This window comes from Maribacter litopenaei, assembly GCF_025244665.1.
Classification (GTDB): domain Bacteria; phylum Bacteroidota; class Bacteroidia; order Flavobacteriales; family Flavobacteriaceae; genus Maribacter; species Maribacter litopenaei.
In genome coordinates this window covers 3,552,970-3,567,794 of record NZ_CP104205.1, presented here as the reverse complement: position 1 = coordinate 3,567,794, position 14,825 = coordinate 3,552,970, and the positions used below count along the sequence as shown (strand labels likewise).

At 43.2% G+C, this 14,825-nt stretch carries 12 protein-coding genes and 2 pseudogenes; 10 read left to right on the top strand and 4 right to left on the bottom strand.

Annotation, left to right across the window (positions count from 1 at the left end):
* Window positions 1-484 precede the first annotated feature (484 nt).
* The 10 genes and pseudogenes from NYZ99_RS19295 (at window position 485) to NYZ99_RS19250 (ending at window position 9,432) form a co-directional block, all read left to right on the top strand.
* A complete protein-coding gene (locus NYZ99_RS19295; RefSeq protein ID WP_260572717.1) occupies window positions 485-1,048 on the top strand; it encodes a hypothetical protein in 564 nt (187 codons plus the stop codon).
* Between the two features lie 132 nt (window positions 1,049-1,180).
* Window positions 1,181-1,723 carry a YybH family protein gene (locus NYZ99_RS19290; RefSeq protein ID WP_260572716.1) on the top strand — a complete coding sequence of 181 codons (543 nt, stop codon included), beginning with the start codon at window positions 1,181-1,183 and terminating at the stop codon, window positions 1,721-1,723.
* A gap of 49 nt (window positions 1,724-1,772) precedes the next feature.
* The gene (locus NYZ99_RS19285) at window positions 1,773-3,164 is read left to right on the top strand and encodes an alpha/beta hydrolase family protein (RefSeq protein WP_260572715.1); all 1,392 of its coding nucleotides are present in this window, start codon (window positions 1,773-1,775) and stop codon (window positions 3,162-3,164) included.
* Entirely contained in the window at window positions 3,161-4,273 is a 1,113-nt protein-coding gene (locus NYZ99_RS19280) for an NAD(P)/FAD-dependent oxidoreductase (protein WP_260575289.1), read from the top strand. The genes NYZ99_RS19285 and NYZ99_RS19280 overlap by 4 nt, the downstream gene beginning before the upstream one ends.
* A 420-nt stretch (window positions 4,274-4,693) precedes the next feature.
* Window positions 4,694-5,035, top strand: a complete 342-nt coding sequence (locus NYZ99_RS19275) for a hypothetical protein (RefSeq protein ID WP_260572714.1) — start codon at window positions 4,694-4,696, stop codon at window positions 5,033-5,035.
* Complete coding sequence (locus NYZ99_RS19270) at window positions 5,013-5,474, top strand: GreA/GreB family elongation factor (protein ID WP_260572713.1); 462 nt, start codon at window positions 5,013-5,015, stop codon at window positions 5,472-5,474. The genes NYZ99_RS19275 and NYZ99_RS19270 overlap by 23 nt, the downstream gene beginning before the upstream one ends.
* A 60-nt stretch (window positions 5,475-5,534) precedes the next feature.
* Entirely contained in the window at window positions 5,535-5,861 is a 327-nt protein-coding gene (locus NYZ99_RS19265; protein WP_260572712.1) for a dihydroxy-acid dehydratase domain-containing protein, read from the top strand.
* Window positions 5,840-7,255 (top strand): annotated as a pseudogene (locus tag NYZ99_RS19260) (dihydroxy-acid dehydratase). The gene NYZ99_RS19265 and the pseudogene NYZ99_RS19260 overlap by 22 nt, the downstream one beginning before the upstream one ends.
* Before the next feature lies 1 nt (window position 7,256).
* Window positions 7,257-8,585, top strand: coding sequence for a GntP family permease (locus tag NYZ99_RS19255; protein ID WP_260572711.1), 1,329 nt, complete (start codon window positions 7,257-7,259; stop codon window positions 8,583-8,585).
* A 10-nt stretch (window positions 8,586-8,595) separates the two neighbouring features.
* Window positions 8,596-9,432, top strand: a complete 837-nt coding sequence (locus NYZ99_RS19250) for a fumarylacetoacetate hydrolase family protein (protein ID WP_260572710.1) — start codon at window positions 8,596-8,598, stop codon at window positions 9,430-9,432.
* A gap of 167 nt (window positions 9,433-9,599) precedes the next feature.
* On the opposite strand, the gene arfB is transcribed toward NYZ99_RS19250, so the two are convergent.
* The 4 genes and pseudogenes from arfB to NYZ99_RS19230 all read right to left on the bottom strand — a co-directional run bounded on the left by arfB (window position 9,600) and on the right by NYZ99_RS19230 (window position 14,530).
* Window positions 9,600-10,001, bottom strand: coding sequence for an alternative ribosome rescue aminoacyl-tRNA hydrolase ArfB (gene arfB, locus NYZ99_RS19245; RefSeq protein WP_260572709.1), 402 nt, complete (start codon window positions 9,999-10,001; stop codon window positions 9,600-9,602).
* A 264-nt stretch (window positions 10,002-10,265) separates the two neighbouring features.
* A complete protein-coding gene (locus NYZ99_RS19240; RefSeq protein ID WP_338039152.1) occupies window positions 10,266-11,207 on the bottom strand; it encodes an ABC transporter ATP-binding protein in 942 nt (313 codons plus the stop codon).
* An 85-nt stretch (window positions 11,208-11,292) separates the two neighbouring features.
* Window positions 11,293-13,448: pseudogene (locus NYZ99_RS19235) on the bottom strand (prolyl oligopeptidase family serine peptidase).
* 92 nt (window positions 13,449-13,540) lie between these two features.
* Window positions 13,541-14,530: an aspartate-semialdehyde dehydrogenase gene (locus NYZ99_RS19230; protein WP_260572708.1), complete on the bottom strand. Its 990-nt coding sequence runs from the start codon at window positions 14,528-14,530 to the stop codon at window positions 13,541-13,543.
* Window positions 14,531-14,825: the final 295 nt, after the last annotated feature.

Below are 14,825 nucleotides of genomic sequence, written 5' to 3'. Positions count from 1 at the left end.
TCGCTAAATCTTTGGGATTTAGCTTTGGACAAAAAAAGAAAAAGCAAAACCAAAAGCTCTAGCTTCGTGCTCAGACGGAAACGAAAAGTTTCCTTGCCTCCGCACTACGCTTAGCCAAACCGTCGGGGCTAATTTAAAATCCACAGAAATTAAATGACGCTTATCGTTGCCAAAATAAGAGAAGATAAAATTAAAATTATATCTGACTCGAAAATAACGGACGAAACGGCGGTACGAAATAACCCTCTTTTTGGCAGTCTCAAAACTATAATTCTCAATCCGAGACACTTGCATTGGATTTGCTGGCAAAGTCTATTTTGCAGAAAAAGTATTAGATGAATTTTATCAAGGGAAAATCAAAAATTTCAAAGAACTTTTTAATCGATGTGGACAACTGCACCATGAATCTAATTTCGAAACAGATTTTATTTTAGCAACGCTATTCGAGAACAAACCAATCATTTACAAAATTTCAGAAGGCAAAATGTTTTTAGACCATACTAACTTATGGATTGGAGACATTAATGGATTTAATAAATATCAAAGCGAATACCATAATGAGAAGAATAAAGGAAAAGCAGAATTCGCTCGGATGGGAATAGCTTTTTCAGAGGTTATCAAGGATGAACAAATCTCTTCAGTTAGCGATTTCCAAATTGGCGTAGATACAGTTTATCATCAAGATTTGAAATCTTTGATATTCATTTATGAATTTAAGGCAGAGTTTAGTTTTGCTAATCAAAAAATCAAAGTGCCCGGTGGCAAACATTTTACTCCGATGAATGTTGGTGGAGCGCCAATTGGCGGATATAGCATCTGTTACCTAAGGTCTGTAAATGTTTACAAACCTGGAGTTGCAATTCATTTTCCGCAAGGCGAATTTGGAATGTTATTTTGTCCAAAACTGAATCACAATAAGGCTATAGTTATAAAAGAGAAAGACGGAGAATATTTTGCGAAAAAAGTATGGGAATTATACAATATCGCATTGGAAGGAATTGTATTAAAAAATGGATTTACTTTCAAATATATTGTAAATGAAAACTAGCTTTAACAAAACCTATAGCCAATACGGGTTAAAGGCTTTGACGAATGGTTTGCGTATTTTTATAAAGTCCGCAAAATCTTTTGGATTTTGCTCTTGACAAGAAAAAGTAAATCAAAACAAAAAGATTTCGCTATGTGCGTGGAGGAAAGCAAACGCCAGTTTGCTCCCGTACTGTTCATAGCTAAACCGTCGGCAATAATTACAATGAGTTATATGAAAACACTTACTCTAATTCCCTTGTTCTTTTTTACGTTCGCCGTTCACGCTCAAAACTTCCAGGGCAATCAAGAGGATATTGACTTAATACTTTCCAATATCAAAGGCTTTTCAAATGCAGTCATGAATTCGGCGTATCAATCCATTGGTGATGCATATACAGATGATGCTAAAATATTTCCAAATAACAGAGAAATAATTAAGGGCCGGGAAGCTATCATTAGGTATTGGATCCTGCCTGAAGGGGTTCAAACAAAATACCATAAGATAACTCCTGAAGAAATCAAGATTATGGGAAATGAAGCCTATGATTACGGCTACTACGAAGGTATCACCCTAAGGGCAGATGGCACGGAAGCTAGCTGGAAAGGAAAATACGTGATTGTCTCGGAAAAAGTCAATCAAGATTGGAAGATGTATCTCGGATATTTGGAATGGAATAAAGGACTAACAAAATAGGTAGAAACCTTATGGATCAACTATCTTTAAACAAGAAGTTTAATCCTTTATGAAAACCCTCCCCACAGTCCTTATTTTATTTATTACAGCCTTCACGGTAACCGCCCAAGACATCACCGGAGATTGGCATGGTATGCTAAAAGTGCAGGGCATTCAATTACGGGTGGTATTTCATATTCAGGACGGGGAAGAGGGCTATTCCGCCACCATGGACAGTCCCGATCAAGGGGCGAAGGATATTCCGGTAACTTCCACAACGTTTGAAAATCAAGTATTACATATAAACATGCCCAATCTAGGGATCGTATATGAGGGTACGTTAAACGAGGAAGGCACTATTACCGGCGACTTTAACCAATTTGGGCAAATCATGCCCTTGGAACTGAGCCGGGAAGTTGCACAAAAGGAAACCGTACTACGTCCCCAAGAACCTGTAAAACCCTATCCCTATTACACGGAAGAAGTCACCTTTAGAAATGAAAGGGCAAATATTGAACTGGCTGGGACCTTGAGCCTGCCCCAAAAAGAAGGTGTTTTCCCGGTAGTAGTCCTGATCAGTGGCAGCGGGCCTCAAAACCGGGACGAGGAATTGTTCGGACATCGGCCTTTCTTGATCCTGGGGGATCATCTTACCCGAAACGGCATTGCCGTCCTCCGCTATGACGACCGTGGTACGGCCCTGTCCACCGGGAATTTTGAATCGGCCACCAGTGAGGATTTTTCAGAGGACGTGGAAGCCGCCGTGACCTATTTACGTACAAGACAAGAAATAGATAAAAACAATATAGGGCTTGTCGGCCATAGCGAAGGGGGCATGATCGCGCCCATGGTGGCAAGTCGGGATAACGACATTGCTTTTATCGTGCTCATGGCGGGGGTAGGGATTCCCGGGGATGAGTTGCTGTTGTTGCAGCAACGGGCCGTTGGAAAAGTGTCCGGACTCAGCGAAACTATGTTGATGGATATTGAAACAGCCAATAGGACTGTCTTTACCATGATCAAGGAATCCACGGACCTTGCTCAGTTAAGTTCGGACCTTACCCAATACCTTAAGGAACATCCGGACAGTACCAAACCTCCTGGGGTGGACGCGGACACCTATGCCCAAATAAAAGTAGACCAACTGCTCAATCCATGGTGGTTGCATTTTATACGGTACGACCCGGCCAATGCTTTGGAGGAAGTGAATTGCCCCGTATTGGCCATCAATGGAGAAAAGGACTTACAAGTGCCTCCCCAAGAGAATTTACCGGCCATACAAACGGCCTTGGAGAGAGGTGGAAATATGCAGGTGACCGTAAAAGAGCTGCCCAAGTTAAACCACTTGTTCCAGGAAAGTGCTACAGGTTCCCCTGCCGAATACGGACAACTATCCGAGACCTTGGCCCCGGAGGCACTCGATACGATACTGTCGTGGATTCAGAAACAGGTACGGCCATGAATTGGAGCTATTGGGAACGAACCTCGTGGTTGTCCGAGGTAGATTTTACCATCGTCGGGAGCGGTATCGTGGGGTTGACCTGTGCGTTGCGACTCAAGGAAAAACAGCCCAAAGCGAATATCCTTGTACTGGAACGTGGGGTATTGCCCCAAGGCGCCAGTACCAAAAATGCCGGATTTGCCTGTTTTGGCAGTATTTCCGAAATCCTGTCCGATTTAAAATCCCATACTGAGGAAGAACTGCTGCAGTTGGTGCAACAGCGCTATGAGGGCATCCAATCCCTTAGAACATTATTGGGCGATAAGAACATTGGATATTTGGAATATGGTGGGCATGAACTCTTTTTGGAAAAAGATGCCGGCCTCTACGAAAACTGTTTAGATCAATTGGACTATGCCAATTCCCTATTGAAACCTATTTTTAAGGAAGCTCCATTTACGATTTCGGCCAATACCTTCCATTTTAAGGGGATTAAGGAAAACTACATCACCCATCTTTTCGAAGGACAGATAGATACCGGAAAGATGATGCGCTCCCTATTGCACAAGGCCCAAAGTTCGCGTATACAAATTTTAAATGCCACCGAGGTCAAACAGATAGAGGACAGTGGCAATGCGGTCTCGGTAATAGGTGCCGATTTTGAGTTTAAAACGAATACTCTTTTGGTCGCTACGAACGGCTTTGCCAAACTGTTGCTAAAGGAGGAAGTACACCCAGCAAGGGCCCAAGTGATCATCACCAAACCGATACCGGGGTTGGCGATCAAGGGTACGTTCCATTTTGATGAGGGCTATTACTATTTTCGAAACATTGATGACCGAATCCTATTCGGAGGAGGTAGAAATCTTGATTTCGGTGCCGAGGAGACGACCAAATTCGGTTCCACACCACTTGTTCAACAAAAATTGGAAGAACTTTTAAAAACGGTCATTTTACCCAATCATGAAATTGAAATCGATTATGGGTGGAGCGGTATTATGGGCGTTGGTTCCCGTAAACGGCCCATCATCAAACAACTATCTGAAAATGTTGCTTGTGGCGTCCGTCTTGGGGGGATGGGTATTGCCATTGGGACTTTAGTGGGCAGGCAATTGGCCGACCTGTTTTAGGAAAAACTGCCGTTCAACTATTTTTGCTCCTTCTTATCCCCAACCCCCATAGGGTTTTTAAATTCTTGTTATATTGCATGTTCCCATTTCCGGGAATAAAGTGCCCCAAGCCTTTAGAACATCTTCCTATTCTTTTGCTTTTTTTATAAAAAGAGAACTCCATTATATGGGAAGAAGTTTCCTTAGTACATTAATTTTTGTTTGCCTGCTGTCTTCTTGTGCGGTGAACCGGACCAAATATCAGAAACGGTACAATGATGTTTGGCGGGAGATGATACAATCACAGGCGTGGAAAGAGTCCCTGAAACCAAACAATGATGCGGAAACTACCGGAATGTATGTGAGCACGGAAGATGAAATCGTTCCGGAATCCAATTCAGATTTTGAGGAGAATCGGCTTTTGAGGAACGCTACCAATCCTTGGTTTCCCGTGCCTATTTTAAGATCATTACCGAAGCGGAAAAGTTGGATGCCCAAATCGAGGCGCAGTACAAGCTCGTTCATAATGACCCAAATGCCACTAAAAGAGCGCGGGAGGAAGCGGAACGGAAGTTTCAGGCACACAGGGCCATGCTGAGCGGTTTGCGGTCCTGGAATATCTTTAGTGAGAATCGATCGGGTGATTTGGACTATTTTAAAAAGGAAAACCGGGAAGCCATTGAAAATATGGTGGACGAAGGGCAGGGAACCAATCAAATGATTAACTTTCTTATCTATAAACTTGCCGATCTGTACCACGTTGAAGAAGAAGCCGGAAATTAAGAAAATTGCCTATCAACACTGCTTGGATTTTGTATCCGGCAGAATGTCCCGTCTTAAAAAGCAGATAAAGGAGGTAGAAGAATCTTTGACTTCCGAAACTAAAAGCACCGCTGGCGATAAACACGAAACCGGTAGGGCCATGGTGCAATTGGAACGGGAAAAATTGGGGGCACAATTGGCCGAGACCGAAAAAATGCAGTTGGTCATGAACCGGGTCAAACCCGATTCCCAAAACAGTATCGCAGGAATGGGAGCGCTGATTGAAACCAACGGACCGTATTACTATATCGCTATTTCTTCCGGTGAAGTGAAGTTCGAAAACAGCGCTATTTACTGTATTTCCCCTGCAACACCTATTGGAAAACTCTTGTTAGGCAAATCGGCTGGAGAGAGTATTTCCTTTAACGGGAAGGACTTTTCCCTTTTATCAATATCCTAAAAAATCCGTGATTTTTTTACCTATCTTGAAGGCAAATTAAAATTTGTTGCCAATCTGACTATGGGTAAAGACAAAAAATTGCGAAGTTCCGAATGGTTCGGAGATGATGGGAAAATGGGTTTTGTACACCGTTCGTGGTTACGCAATCAAGGTTATCCCGATGATTATTTTGAAGGTAGGCCCGTCATCGGCATCTGTAATACCTGGTCCGAATTGACTCCTTGCAACGGCCACCTCCGGGATTTTGCCGAGGTCGTAAAAAAGGGAATTTTGGAAGCTGGGGGCGTACCCATGGAGTTTCCCGTGATGTCCTTGGGTGAAACCATTATGAAGCCTACGACCATGCTCTTTCGAAATCGGCCAGTATGGATACCGAGGAATCCATAAGGGCCAATCCCTTGGATGGTATCGTATTGTTAACGGGTTGTGATAAGACTACTCCCTCAACGATTATGGGGGCTTGTAGTGTAGATCTTCCTACCCTTGTGGTGCCGGGCGGACCCATGTTGAGTGGACGTTTTCGTGGAGAAAAGGTAGGTTCCGGCTCCATGAACTGGATGATCAAGGAGCGACAGGAAAACCAAGGGTATTCCGCAGCGGACATTCGCGAGGCTGAGGTCTGTGTGGCACGAAGTATCGGTCATTGTAATACCATGGGCACCGCGTCTACCATGGCGACCATGTGCGAGGCATTGGGGCTTACCTTACCAGGATTTTCCTCCATTCCCGCAGCGGATTCCCGTAAAAAAATGTACGCCCAGCTGTCCGGCCGACGTATTGTGGAGATGGTGAAGGAAGACCTGACCCTATCCAAAATATTGACAAGAAAGGCCTTTGAAAATGCCATTATTGTGAATGCGGCCGTAGGAGGTTCCACAAACTTGATCATTCACCTCACCGCCATAGCCCGTAGGATCGGGGTTGATCTTAAATTACAGGATTTTGACACCATTGGTAGTAAGATTCCCTTATTGGTGAATATGAAGCCTTCCGGAAAATACCTGATGGAAGATTTTTACTATGCTGGGGGGCTGCCCGTGGTCATCAACGCATTGACCCCTTTGCTCCATAAAGAGCCAGTTACCGTTAACGGAACTACCTTCACCAAAAATTATGAGGACGCCATTTGTTATGATACGGATGTCATCGCCAATTTGGAATACCCTTTCCAAAAGAAATCGGGTATTGCCGTACTTAAGGGAAATCTTTGTGAAAAAGGCGCGGTCATAAAGCCATCGGCGGCATCGCCCAAATTGATGAAACATCGGGGTAAGGCCGTGGTCTTTGAAACCATGGAGGATTACCATGAACGCATAGACGACCCCAACCTGAATATTGACGAGAATAGTGTGATTGTCCTGAAAGGGGTAGGGCCCAAGGGCTATCCAGGAATGCCGGAGGTGGGGAATGTGCACCTTCCTAAAAAATTGTTGGCAAAGGGCATTACGGATATGGTTCGTATTTCCGATGGACGCATGAGCGGCACGGCCGCAGGTACTGTGGTCTTGCATGTTTCTCCGTAATCCACGGTGGGCGGGACCTTGGCCATCGTACAGAACGGGGATTGGATCGAACTCGATGTAGAGAAGCGCACCCTTCATTTGGATATTGAGGATGCTGAAATGGATAAGCGGAAAAAGGAATGGGTTCCCCCCAAACCAATGGCCGATCGGGGTTATGTGAAAATGTACATCGATCATGTGGAACAGGCAGACCAGGGAGCCGACTTGGACTTCTTGGTAGGAGGTTCGGGCTCCAAAGTAGAAAGAGATTTACACTAGTATGGTACTTATATATTTATTGCTGGCCATTGTAGCCATTATTTTCCTGACCACGCGCTTAAAGGTTCATGCCTTTATGGCGCTTTTGATCGTTTCTTTGGCCTATGGTCTTTTCGCTGGGATGTCCTACTCCGATATCATTGTATCCATCAATGAGGGTTTTGGGGGGACGCTGGGAAAAATAGGATTGATCATCGTATTGGGGGTCATTATCGGGGCCTTTTTGGAAAATACCGGAGGTGCCTTTGCTATTGCAGAAAAGGTCTTGAACTTTATTGGTAAGAAACGCATCATTACCGCCATGGGGGTTTTGGGCTATATCGTTTCCATTCCCGTTTTTGCGGATAGCGGATTTCTACTGTTGCACCCCCTTTCCAAGAGCCTTTCCAAAAAGGCTAAAATATCCATTGCTGATCCTGCCATTGCCTTGGGATTGGGATTGATGGCCTCACACACAATGGTACCGCCGACACCTGGGCCTATCGCTGCAGCGGGAATTTTAGGCGCCGATTTGGGATTGGTAATTGCCTTTGGGTTTCCTATAAGTGTCATTGCCTTGGTGGCAGGGATTTTCTTTGCGGCAAAATATGCCTCCAAAACCTATATAGCACCCGAGCTCATCGGAGGTTCCGATACCAAGCAAACACATGAGGCACGACCCAGTGCCTTAAAATCCTCTATTCCCATCATAATCCCCATAATTTTAATTGTATTAAGGTCGGTTTTGAACCCTGAGCGAACAGGACTGGATAATGGTTTTATAGACCTGATCAATTTCATTGGGGAACCGGTCATCGCCTTATTGATTGGGGTGTTTTTGTGCTTATTGTTGCCAAAAAAACTGGAATATGACATGGTTTCCTCTTCCGGATGGATTGGAAAGGCCATTATGGATGCAGCCGCCATAATTTTAATTACGGGAGCCGGGGGGATTTTTGGAAAAATATTACAGAATTCGGGTATAGCTGATACCCTGGGAGAATTATTAAGTGGGTATAATTTGGGTATATTATTACCCTTTATTATCGCTGCGGCCATAAAATCCGCCCAAGGTTCCTCTACAGTGGCCTTGGTAACCGCCGCCTCTATTATTTATCCCATGATGTCCTCTTTAGGGTTTGAATCCGATGTTCAGAAGGCTTTGGTGGTGGTAATTATTGGTGCAGGGTCCGCCGTGGTTTCACACGCCAATGATAGTTTCTTTTGGGTAGTAACCCAAATGAGCGGTATGAATGTAAAAAATGGCTATCGCCTATTCAGTTTGGGTAGTGGATTGTTGGGCCTTACCGGAGCCATAACCGTCTTTATTTTATATACAATTTTTGGATAAACCTATAGGGATGAAAATATATCATACAACGAAGGGAATTCTAGTTGAAAACAAGACAACCTTCCATTTATTGAAGGACATCAATTGGGATGATTTTATTAATGATGATGCTATCCTGCTTAACCTGAAGAATAGGATCAATCTAGAAAATCAAATTGAGGACGCATCGGATTTGTTGCAAAATGAGTTGTTGCCCCCCGTGCAAAGTCAGGAAATATGGGCCAGCGGAGTCACTTATTTCAATAGTAAATTAGGAAGGGAAGCTGAATCCAAAGAGGCCGGAGGGAGTAGTTTTTATGCCAGGGTCTATGAGGCGGAGCGTCCGGAGTTATTTTTTAAGGCCACTGCAAATAGAACGGTGGGTCATGGAGGTAAGGTTAGAATCAGGAAAGATTCGCAGTGGGATGTACCCGAACCGGAGCTTACCTTGGCTATCACCTCGAGCGGTAAAATTATAGGGTATACCATTGGCAATGATATGAGTTCCCGAAGTATTGAAGGGGAGAACCCATTATACTTGCCACAGGCGAAGACTTATGATGGGTGTGCGGCCGTAGGCCCCTGTATTCTGCTTACAGAGGAGCCTTTAGCTTCATCCACCAAAATACATTTGCAAATAGCACGGGATAACAAGGTAGTTTTTGAGGGTTCCATAGGGATAGATCAAATGAAGCGAAAGTTAACCGATATTGTGGGATACCTATATCGCGAGTGTTCCTTTCCGAATGGCAGTTTGCTCATGACGGGTACCGGAATTGTTCCCTCGGCCGATTTTACCTTAAAATCAAACGATGTTATCACCATCACTATTGACGGGATAGGAACTTTGGTAAATACGGTAGCTTAAACCCGGATTATGCTTTAGAAAAGGTGTTACAGCTAAAAATCGCTTCAAAATAATACGCTACGCTGTATTTTTAATTTCACCATAGCGGTGCTATGCCAAAATGTCCAAACCACTTTATTTTATTGCGCTTTTTACCTTCACGACGCTCCCCTAATGCATATTCCGGGTTAAAAGTCGGGTTTGTTCCGATTTGCCTTTTTTTCGGCATTGGCCTTTTTGGACTTCAACCGCTTTTCTATGGCCGATTTAGAGGGTTTGCTGGCCTTTCGTTTCTTTTTAACGATTAATGCGGTTTCCAACACATCAAAGAATCGTTTAATGACCAAATCCTTGTTTTTATGTTGACTTCGGGATTCGTCACATTGAAAGATTAGTATCCCTTCATTGGTGAGCTTGGAGACCAATTTTTTGGAAATGCGGGATTTTTCCGTTTCCGAAAGCCCACTAGAATTTTCCAAATCAAAGGACAGCTCCACTTTGGAGGACACCTTATTGGCATGCTGTCCCCCGGGGCCACTACTGCGAACGGCCTTGAATTGAAGTTCCTTTAAAATCGTTTCCTTGTCCAAATTGACATTTTGGACAAAGGTAACAAACTGTTAGTGAGTTCTTAGTTGATAAAAATGGGTACTAGCAATAAGGTAAACACTACTAGGGTAAGGATAAGATGAAATCTTTTCATGATTATAAAATTTGAAAAATTTATTCCTTAACGTAAGGAACTAGGGTTTAGTTCATTAATTAATAAAAAATTTTAAGATACTAGACTAGAGACGCAATTTGCCGTTAAATGGAAGGTGTTTGCTGCAATCTTTGGTTAATGGTCTCAATGGCTACATTAAGAAAGACCTTTTTGTTCTCAGGTAATTCTTTGTTGGAATGGAAGAACAGAGGCTCCCCATCTTCTGTTTCTCCCTTAACCAAATAGTAGGACCCATGGGGTAGGAAGTATGCACGACCGTAGGTATACCGGAGTTCCCGGAAACCCTGAACTCATGGGCATACACAATAATTTTACGCTTTGTATTGGCATAAGACTTCAATACATCTATGGAAATACTATTCGCCTCGCCAAACAAGGAGGCTATATAGAGACTCCTGGGATTTTTGTATAAGTCCAAAGGTTTTCCTTTGGCCATAACCGTCTTGTCTTTAAGCACCACCACCCTGTCCGTAAAGGGCAACACATCTTGATAATCATGGGTAGCCACAATACAGGTTATACCATTATCCTTTAAGTACTTGAAGATATTTCTTCTCAGCCCATTTTTTAGAAAGTTGTCTATATGGCTAAAGGGTTCATCCAGTAGGAGTATTTCCGGTTTTTGGGCCAATACACGCGCCAATGCAACACGTTGCTGTTGTCCCCCACTAAGATTTTTCACTTTGGTATTGGCAAAATCCGTAAGCTCTATCATTTCCAATAGCTCTTGGGTACGTTCCTTAAGCTCCTTGGGATAGAATACAGAAAGGTATTCACTGATATTTTCCGTTACCGACGTGAAGGGCATCAGGTCAAAATCTTGGGAAAGATATTTCATGAAAGGTGCCCCTGGTACCAGCATTGAACGCGGTCCCAAAACGGGTTCGTCTTCCCAATAGATTTCACCCTGTTCAAGATCCATCAGGCCGTAGATGATTTTTAATAGGGTACTTTTTCCACAACCACTTTCCCCAATGATGGCCACATGTTCCCTACGTTGGATCCTGAGGTCTATATTTTCCAATACGGCTTCCGTATCGTAGCTATATGAAACATTTTCTATTCGAAGCATAAATAGTGCCCTATTCTGTTTGGTATAAAAAATCCGTCCTATATAAAGAACGGATTTTCCATTTAATTATTGATACAATACTCCATTAACCCTTAAACTCCTTCATCACCGATTGATTAGGGAGTTCTTCAAAGCCCATATTGTAAAGCGTAAACCCAAAGATATCCGCATATTGTTCTATGGTCTTGCTTACAGGTGTTCCCGCACCATGACCGGCATTGGTTTCTATTCGGATAAGCGTTGGATTGTCTCCCGCCTGTTTTTCTTGTAATTCGGCCGCAAATTTAAAACTATGTGCCGGTACTACCCGGTCATCATGGTCGCCCGTAGTGACCAAGGTCGCCGGATATGCCGTTCCTTCCTTTACATTATGAACAGGCGAATATCCCTTGAGATAGTTGAACATTTCTTCACTTTCCTCAGAAGTTCCATAGTCATAGGCCCAACCGGCTCCTGCGGTAAACGTATGATAGCGAAGCATATCCATAACACCTACGGCTGGTAATGCCACTTGCATCAAATCAGGCCGTTGGGTCATCGTGGCGCCTACCAAAAGTCCCCCGTTAGATCCTCCACGGATGGCCAGGTATTCCTTAGAGGTGTATTGGTTATCGATGAGGTATTCCGCAGCTGCTATAAAGTCATCAAAAACATTCTGCTTTTTAGTTTTAATACCTGCATTATGCCATTTTTTTCCATACTCGCCTCCACCTCTTAGATTGGGAACGGCGTACACACCGCCTTGCTCCATCCAAACAGCATTTACAATACTGAACGATGGGGTAAGACTTACATTGAAACCGCCATAACCATATAAAATTGTAGGGTTTTTTCCATTCAATTCAATCCCTTTTTTATGGGTGATGATCATAGGAACTTTGGTGCCATCCTTTGAAGTATAAAACACCTGCTTCGATTCGTAATCATCTGGATTAAAATCGATTTCAGGTTTCCAATATTGCTCGTATTGACCGGTTTCCACGTCGTACTTATAGGAGGAACCCGGAGTGTTGTAGTTGGTAAAGGAGAAATAGAATTCCTTTTCCTCTTTCTTTCCTCCAAAACCGCTGGCACTTCCCACACCAGGTAGTTCCACTTCCCGTACTAAATTACCCTCGTAATCATACTGAAATACTTTTGAAATGGCATCGACCATATACTCGGCAAAGAAGTAACCTCCTCCCGTATTAGGACTTAGCACATTTTCCGTTTCGGGATAAAATCCACCCAATTTTCCGGGGAAGGATTTTTAGCATCAACGGTCACTATTTTTTGGTTTGGGGCATTTCTGTTGGTTACGATATATAGTTTTGAACCTACATTCTCAATAATGTAAGTGTCAGAATCCGTATCGTTCACAATGGGAATTAGGAGTCCGTTAGGATCTTCCAAATCTCTTATGAACAGTTTGTTCCCCGAGGTGGAAACGGATGCGGAAATAACAAGATATTTTTCATCTTCCGTAACACTGGCCCCTACATAACGGTGTTTTTCTGTTGGAATACCACCATATACAAGTTCGTCTTGTGATTGGGAAGTCCCTAATTTATGATAGTATACTTTATGTTGGTCCGTCTTAGCGGAGAGCTCGCTGCCTTCGGGTTTGTCATAACTGGAATAGTAAAACCCGTCATTTCCCTTCCATGATATACCACTAAATTTGATGTCCACTAAGGTATCTTCCACAACCTCCCTAGTCTCAGTATTCATAACAATGGCCTTTCTCCAATCGCTACCTCCCTCAGAAATAAGATAGGCCGCTAGGGAACCGTCTTTGGTGAAACGTAGTCCTGCCAAGGAGGTAGTGCCATCTTCGGAAAAAGTATTTGGGTCGAGAAATACCTCAGCTTCCTCATTTCCCTTTTTTCTATAAACAACATATTGGTTCTGAAGCCCATTATTTTTATAGAAATAAGTATAGTCGCCTTCGGTAAAGGGGGCGCTTATTTTTTCATAATTCCACAATTTTTCCAATCGACTTTTTAGGTCGTTTCGGTATGGAATGTTTTCAAGGTATCCAAAAGTGGTCTCATTCTGTTTTTTTACCCAGGCTTCGGTTTCGGGACTTCGATCATCTTCCAGCCAGCGATAGGGATCTTTTACTTCGCTTCCAAAATAGGTATCTACGGTGTCGACTTTAGCAGTTTACGGGTAATTCACGGCGATGGGCTCTTTTTTTGTTTCTGTTTTACAGGCTGACAAAGCTATGGCAGCGCAATAAAAGAAAGCGATTTTTTTCATAGTATTTTTGAATTAGTCAGGCTAAAAATACCACAAAAAAACCTCCAAAACAGAGGTGTTTTGAAGGTTTTAACATTCTCTAAAAGAAGTCGCTAGACCAGTTCCTTTGCCACTAAGTATTCCGCAATTTGAACCGCATTGGTGGCCGCTCCTTTTCGAAGATTATCCGCAACGATCCACATATTTAAGGTATTGGGATTGGTTTCATCCCTACGAATCCTTCCTACAAAAACCTCATCCTTATCGTGGGCGTATATTGGCATTGGATACGTGTTGGTATCCGGATTGTCCTGAACAGTGACCCCAGGAGTATCGTTTAAAATTTGTCGTACTTCATTTAAATCAAAGTCATTATGGAACTCCACGTTGACGGATTCTGAATGACCTCCTGATGTTGGGATACGGACGGCAGTGGCACTTACTGAAAAAGTTCTGTCGTCCAATATTTTTTGTGGTTCACGGGCCAGTTTCATTTCCTCTTTGGTATAACCGTTTTCCAGGAACACATCACAATGGGGCAGGGCATTACGGCCAATAGGATAGGGGTAGGCCATTTCTCCACTGACTCCGGCAATTTCGTTCTCCAGCTGTTGTACTGCTTTGACCCCTGTACCTGAAACCGACTGATAGGTGGAAACAATAACTCTTCTCATCCGGTACTTCTTGTGAAGTGGCGCAAGTGCCATTACCAATTGTATCGTAGAGCAGTTTGGATTCGCTATAATTTTATCGTTGGGAGTTAAAACGTCTGCATTGATTTCCGGAACCACTAACTTTTTGTCCGGGTCCATACGCCAAGCGGAGGAATTGTCCACAACGGTGGTACCCGCTGCTGCAAATTTGGGGGCCCATTCCAATGAGGTGTCCCCACCGGCAGAGAAAATGGCGATATCCGGCTTTGCAGCAACCGCATCCGCTAATCCAATAACGGTATATTCTTCGCCCTTGTAAGAAAGTTTTTTACCTACAGATCGTTCTGAAGCCACCAACAATAATTCACTAATGGGGAAATTACGTTCAGCCAATACTTTTAACATGACCTCACCTACCATTCCCGTGGCACCTACAACAGCTACCTTCATATGTATTAATTTTTAATTGCTGGCGCAAAAATAGGTAATACCCGGAGCTAGGCAAGAGAATCCCATATTAATAATTAAAATATAACAAAAAGTTTAAAATATAACAATTTGTGTTAAGTGAAGGATTTCTGCTTAATCCTATTGGGAGTTTAAAGGATTTTTTCTTGATTGAAGTTCAAACCTTGGAGCGCCTTTTTTTATGAAATAGAATAAAAAAATACCGCCAAGCTGTTAGCGAAACAACATTGGCGGTTTTAGAATTCAACTGCGGTGCAGCGGTCTACCCTTTATGGGC

What these genes read in the sequence shown, in the direction of transcription:
- NYZ99_RS19240 (WP_338039152.1), bottom strand. Translation starts at nt 11,207, where the DNA reads ATGCTTCGAATAGAAAATGTTTCATATAGCTACGATACGGAAGCCGTA.
- NYZ99_RS19280 (WP_260575289.1), top strand. Translation starts at nt 3,161, where the DNA reads ATGAATTGGAGCTATTGGGAACGAACCTCGTGGTTGTCCGAGGTAGAT.
- NYZ99_RS19230 (WP_260572708.1), bottom strand. Translation starts at nt 14,530, where the DNA reads ATGAAGGTAGCTGTTGTAGGTGCCACGGGAATGGTAGGTGAGGTCATG.
- NYZ99_RS19290 (WP_260572716.1), top strand. Translation starts at nt 1,181, where the DNA reads ATGTGCGTGGAGGAAAGCAAACGCCAGTTTGCTCCCGTACTGTTCATA.
- NYZ99_RS19285 (WP_260572715.1), top strand. Translation starts at nt 1,773, where the DNA reads ATGAAAACCCTCCCCACAGTCCTTATTTTATTTATTACAGCCTTCACG.
- NYZ99_RS19295 (WP_260572717.1), top strand. Translation starts at nt 485, where the DNA reads ATGTTTTTAGACCATACTAACTTATGGATTGGAGACATTAATGGATTT.
- NYZ99_RS19255 (WP_260572711.1), top strand. Translation starts at nt 7,257, where the DNA reads ATGGTACTTATATATTTATTGCTGGCCATTGTAGCCATTATTTTCCTG.
- NYZ99_RS19265 (WP_260572712.1), top strand. Translation starts at nt 5,535, where the DNA reads ATGGGTAAAGACAAAAAATTGCGAAGTTCCGAATGGTTCGGAGATGAT.
- NYZ99_RS19250 (WP_260572710.1), top strand. Translation starts at nt 8,596, where the DNA reads ATGAAAATATATCATACAACGAAGGGAATTCTAGTTGAAAACAAGACA.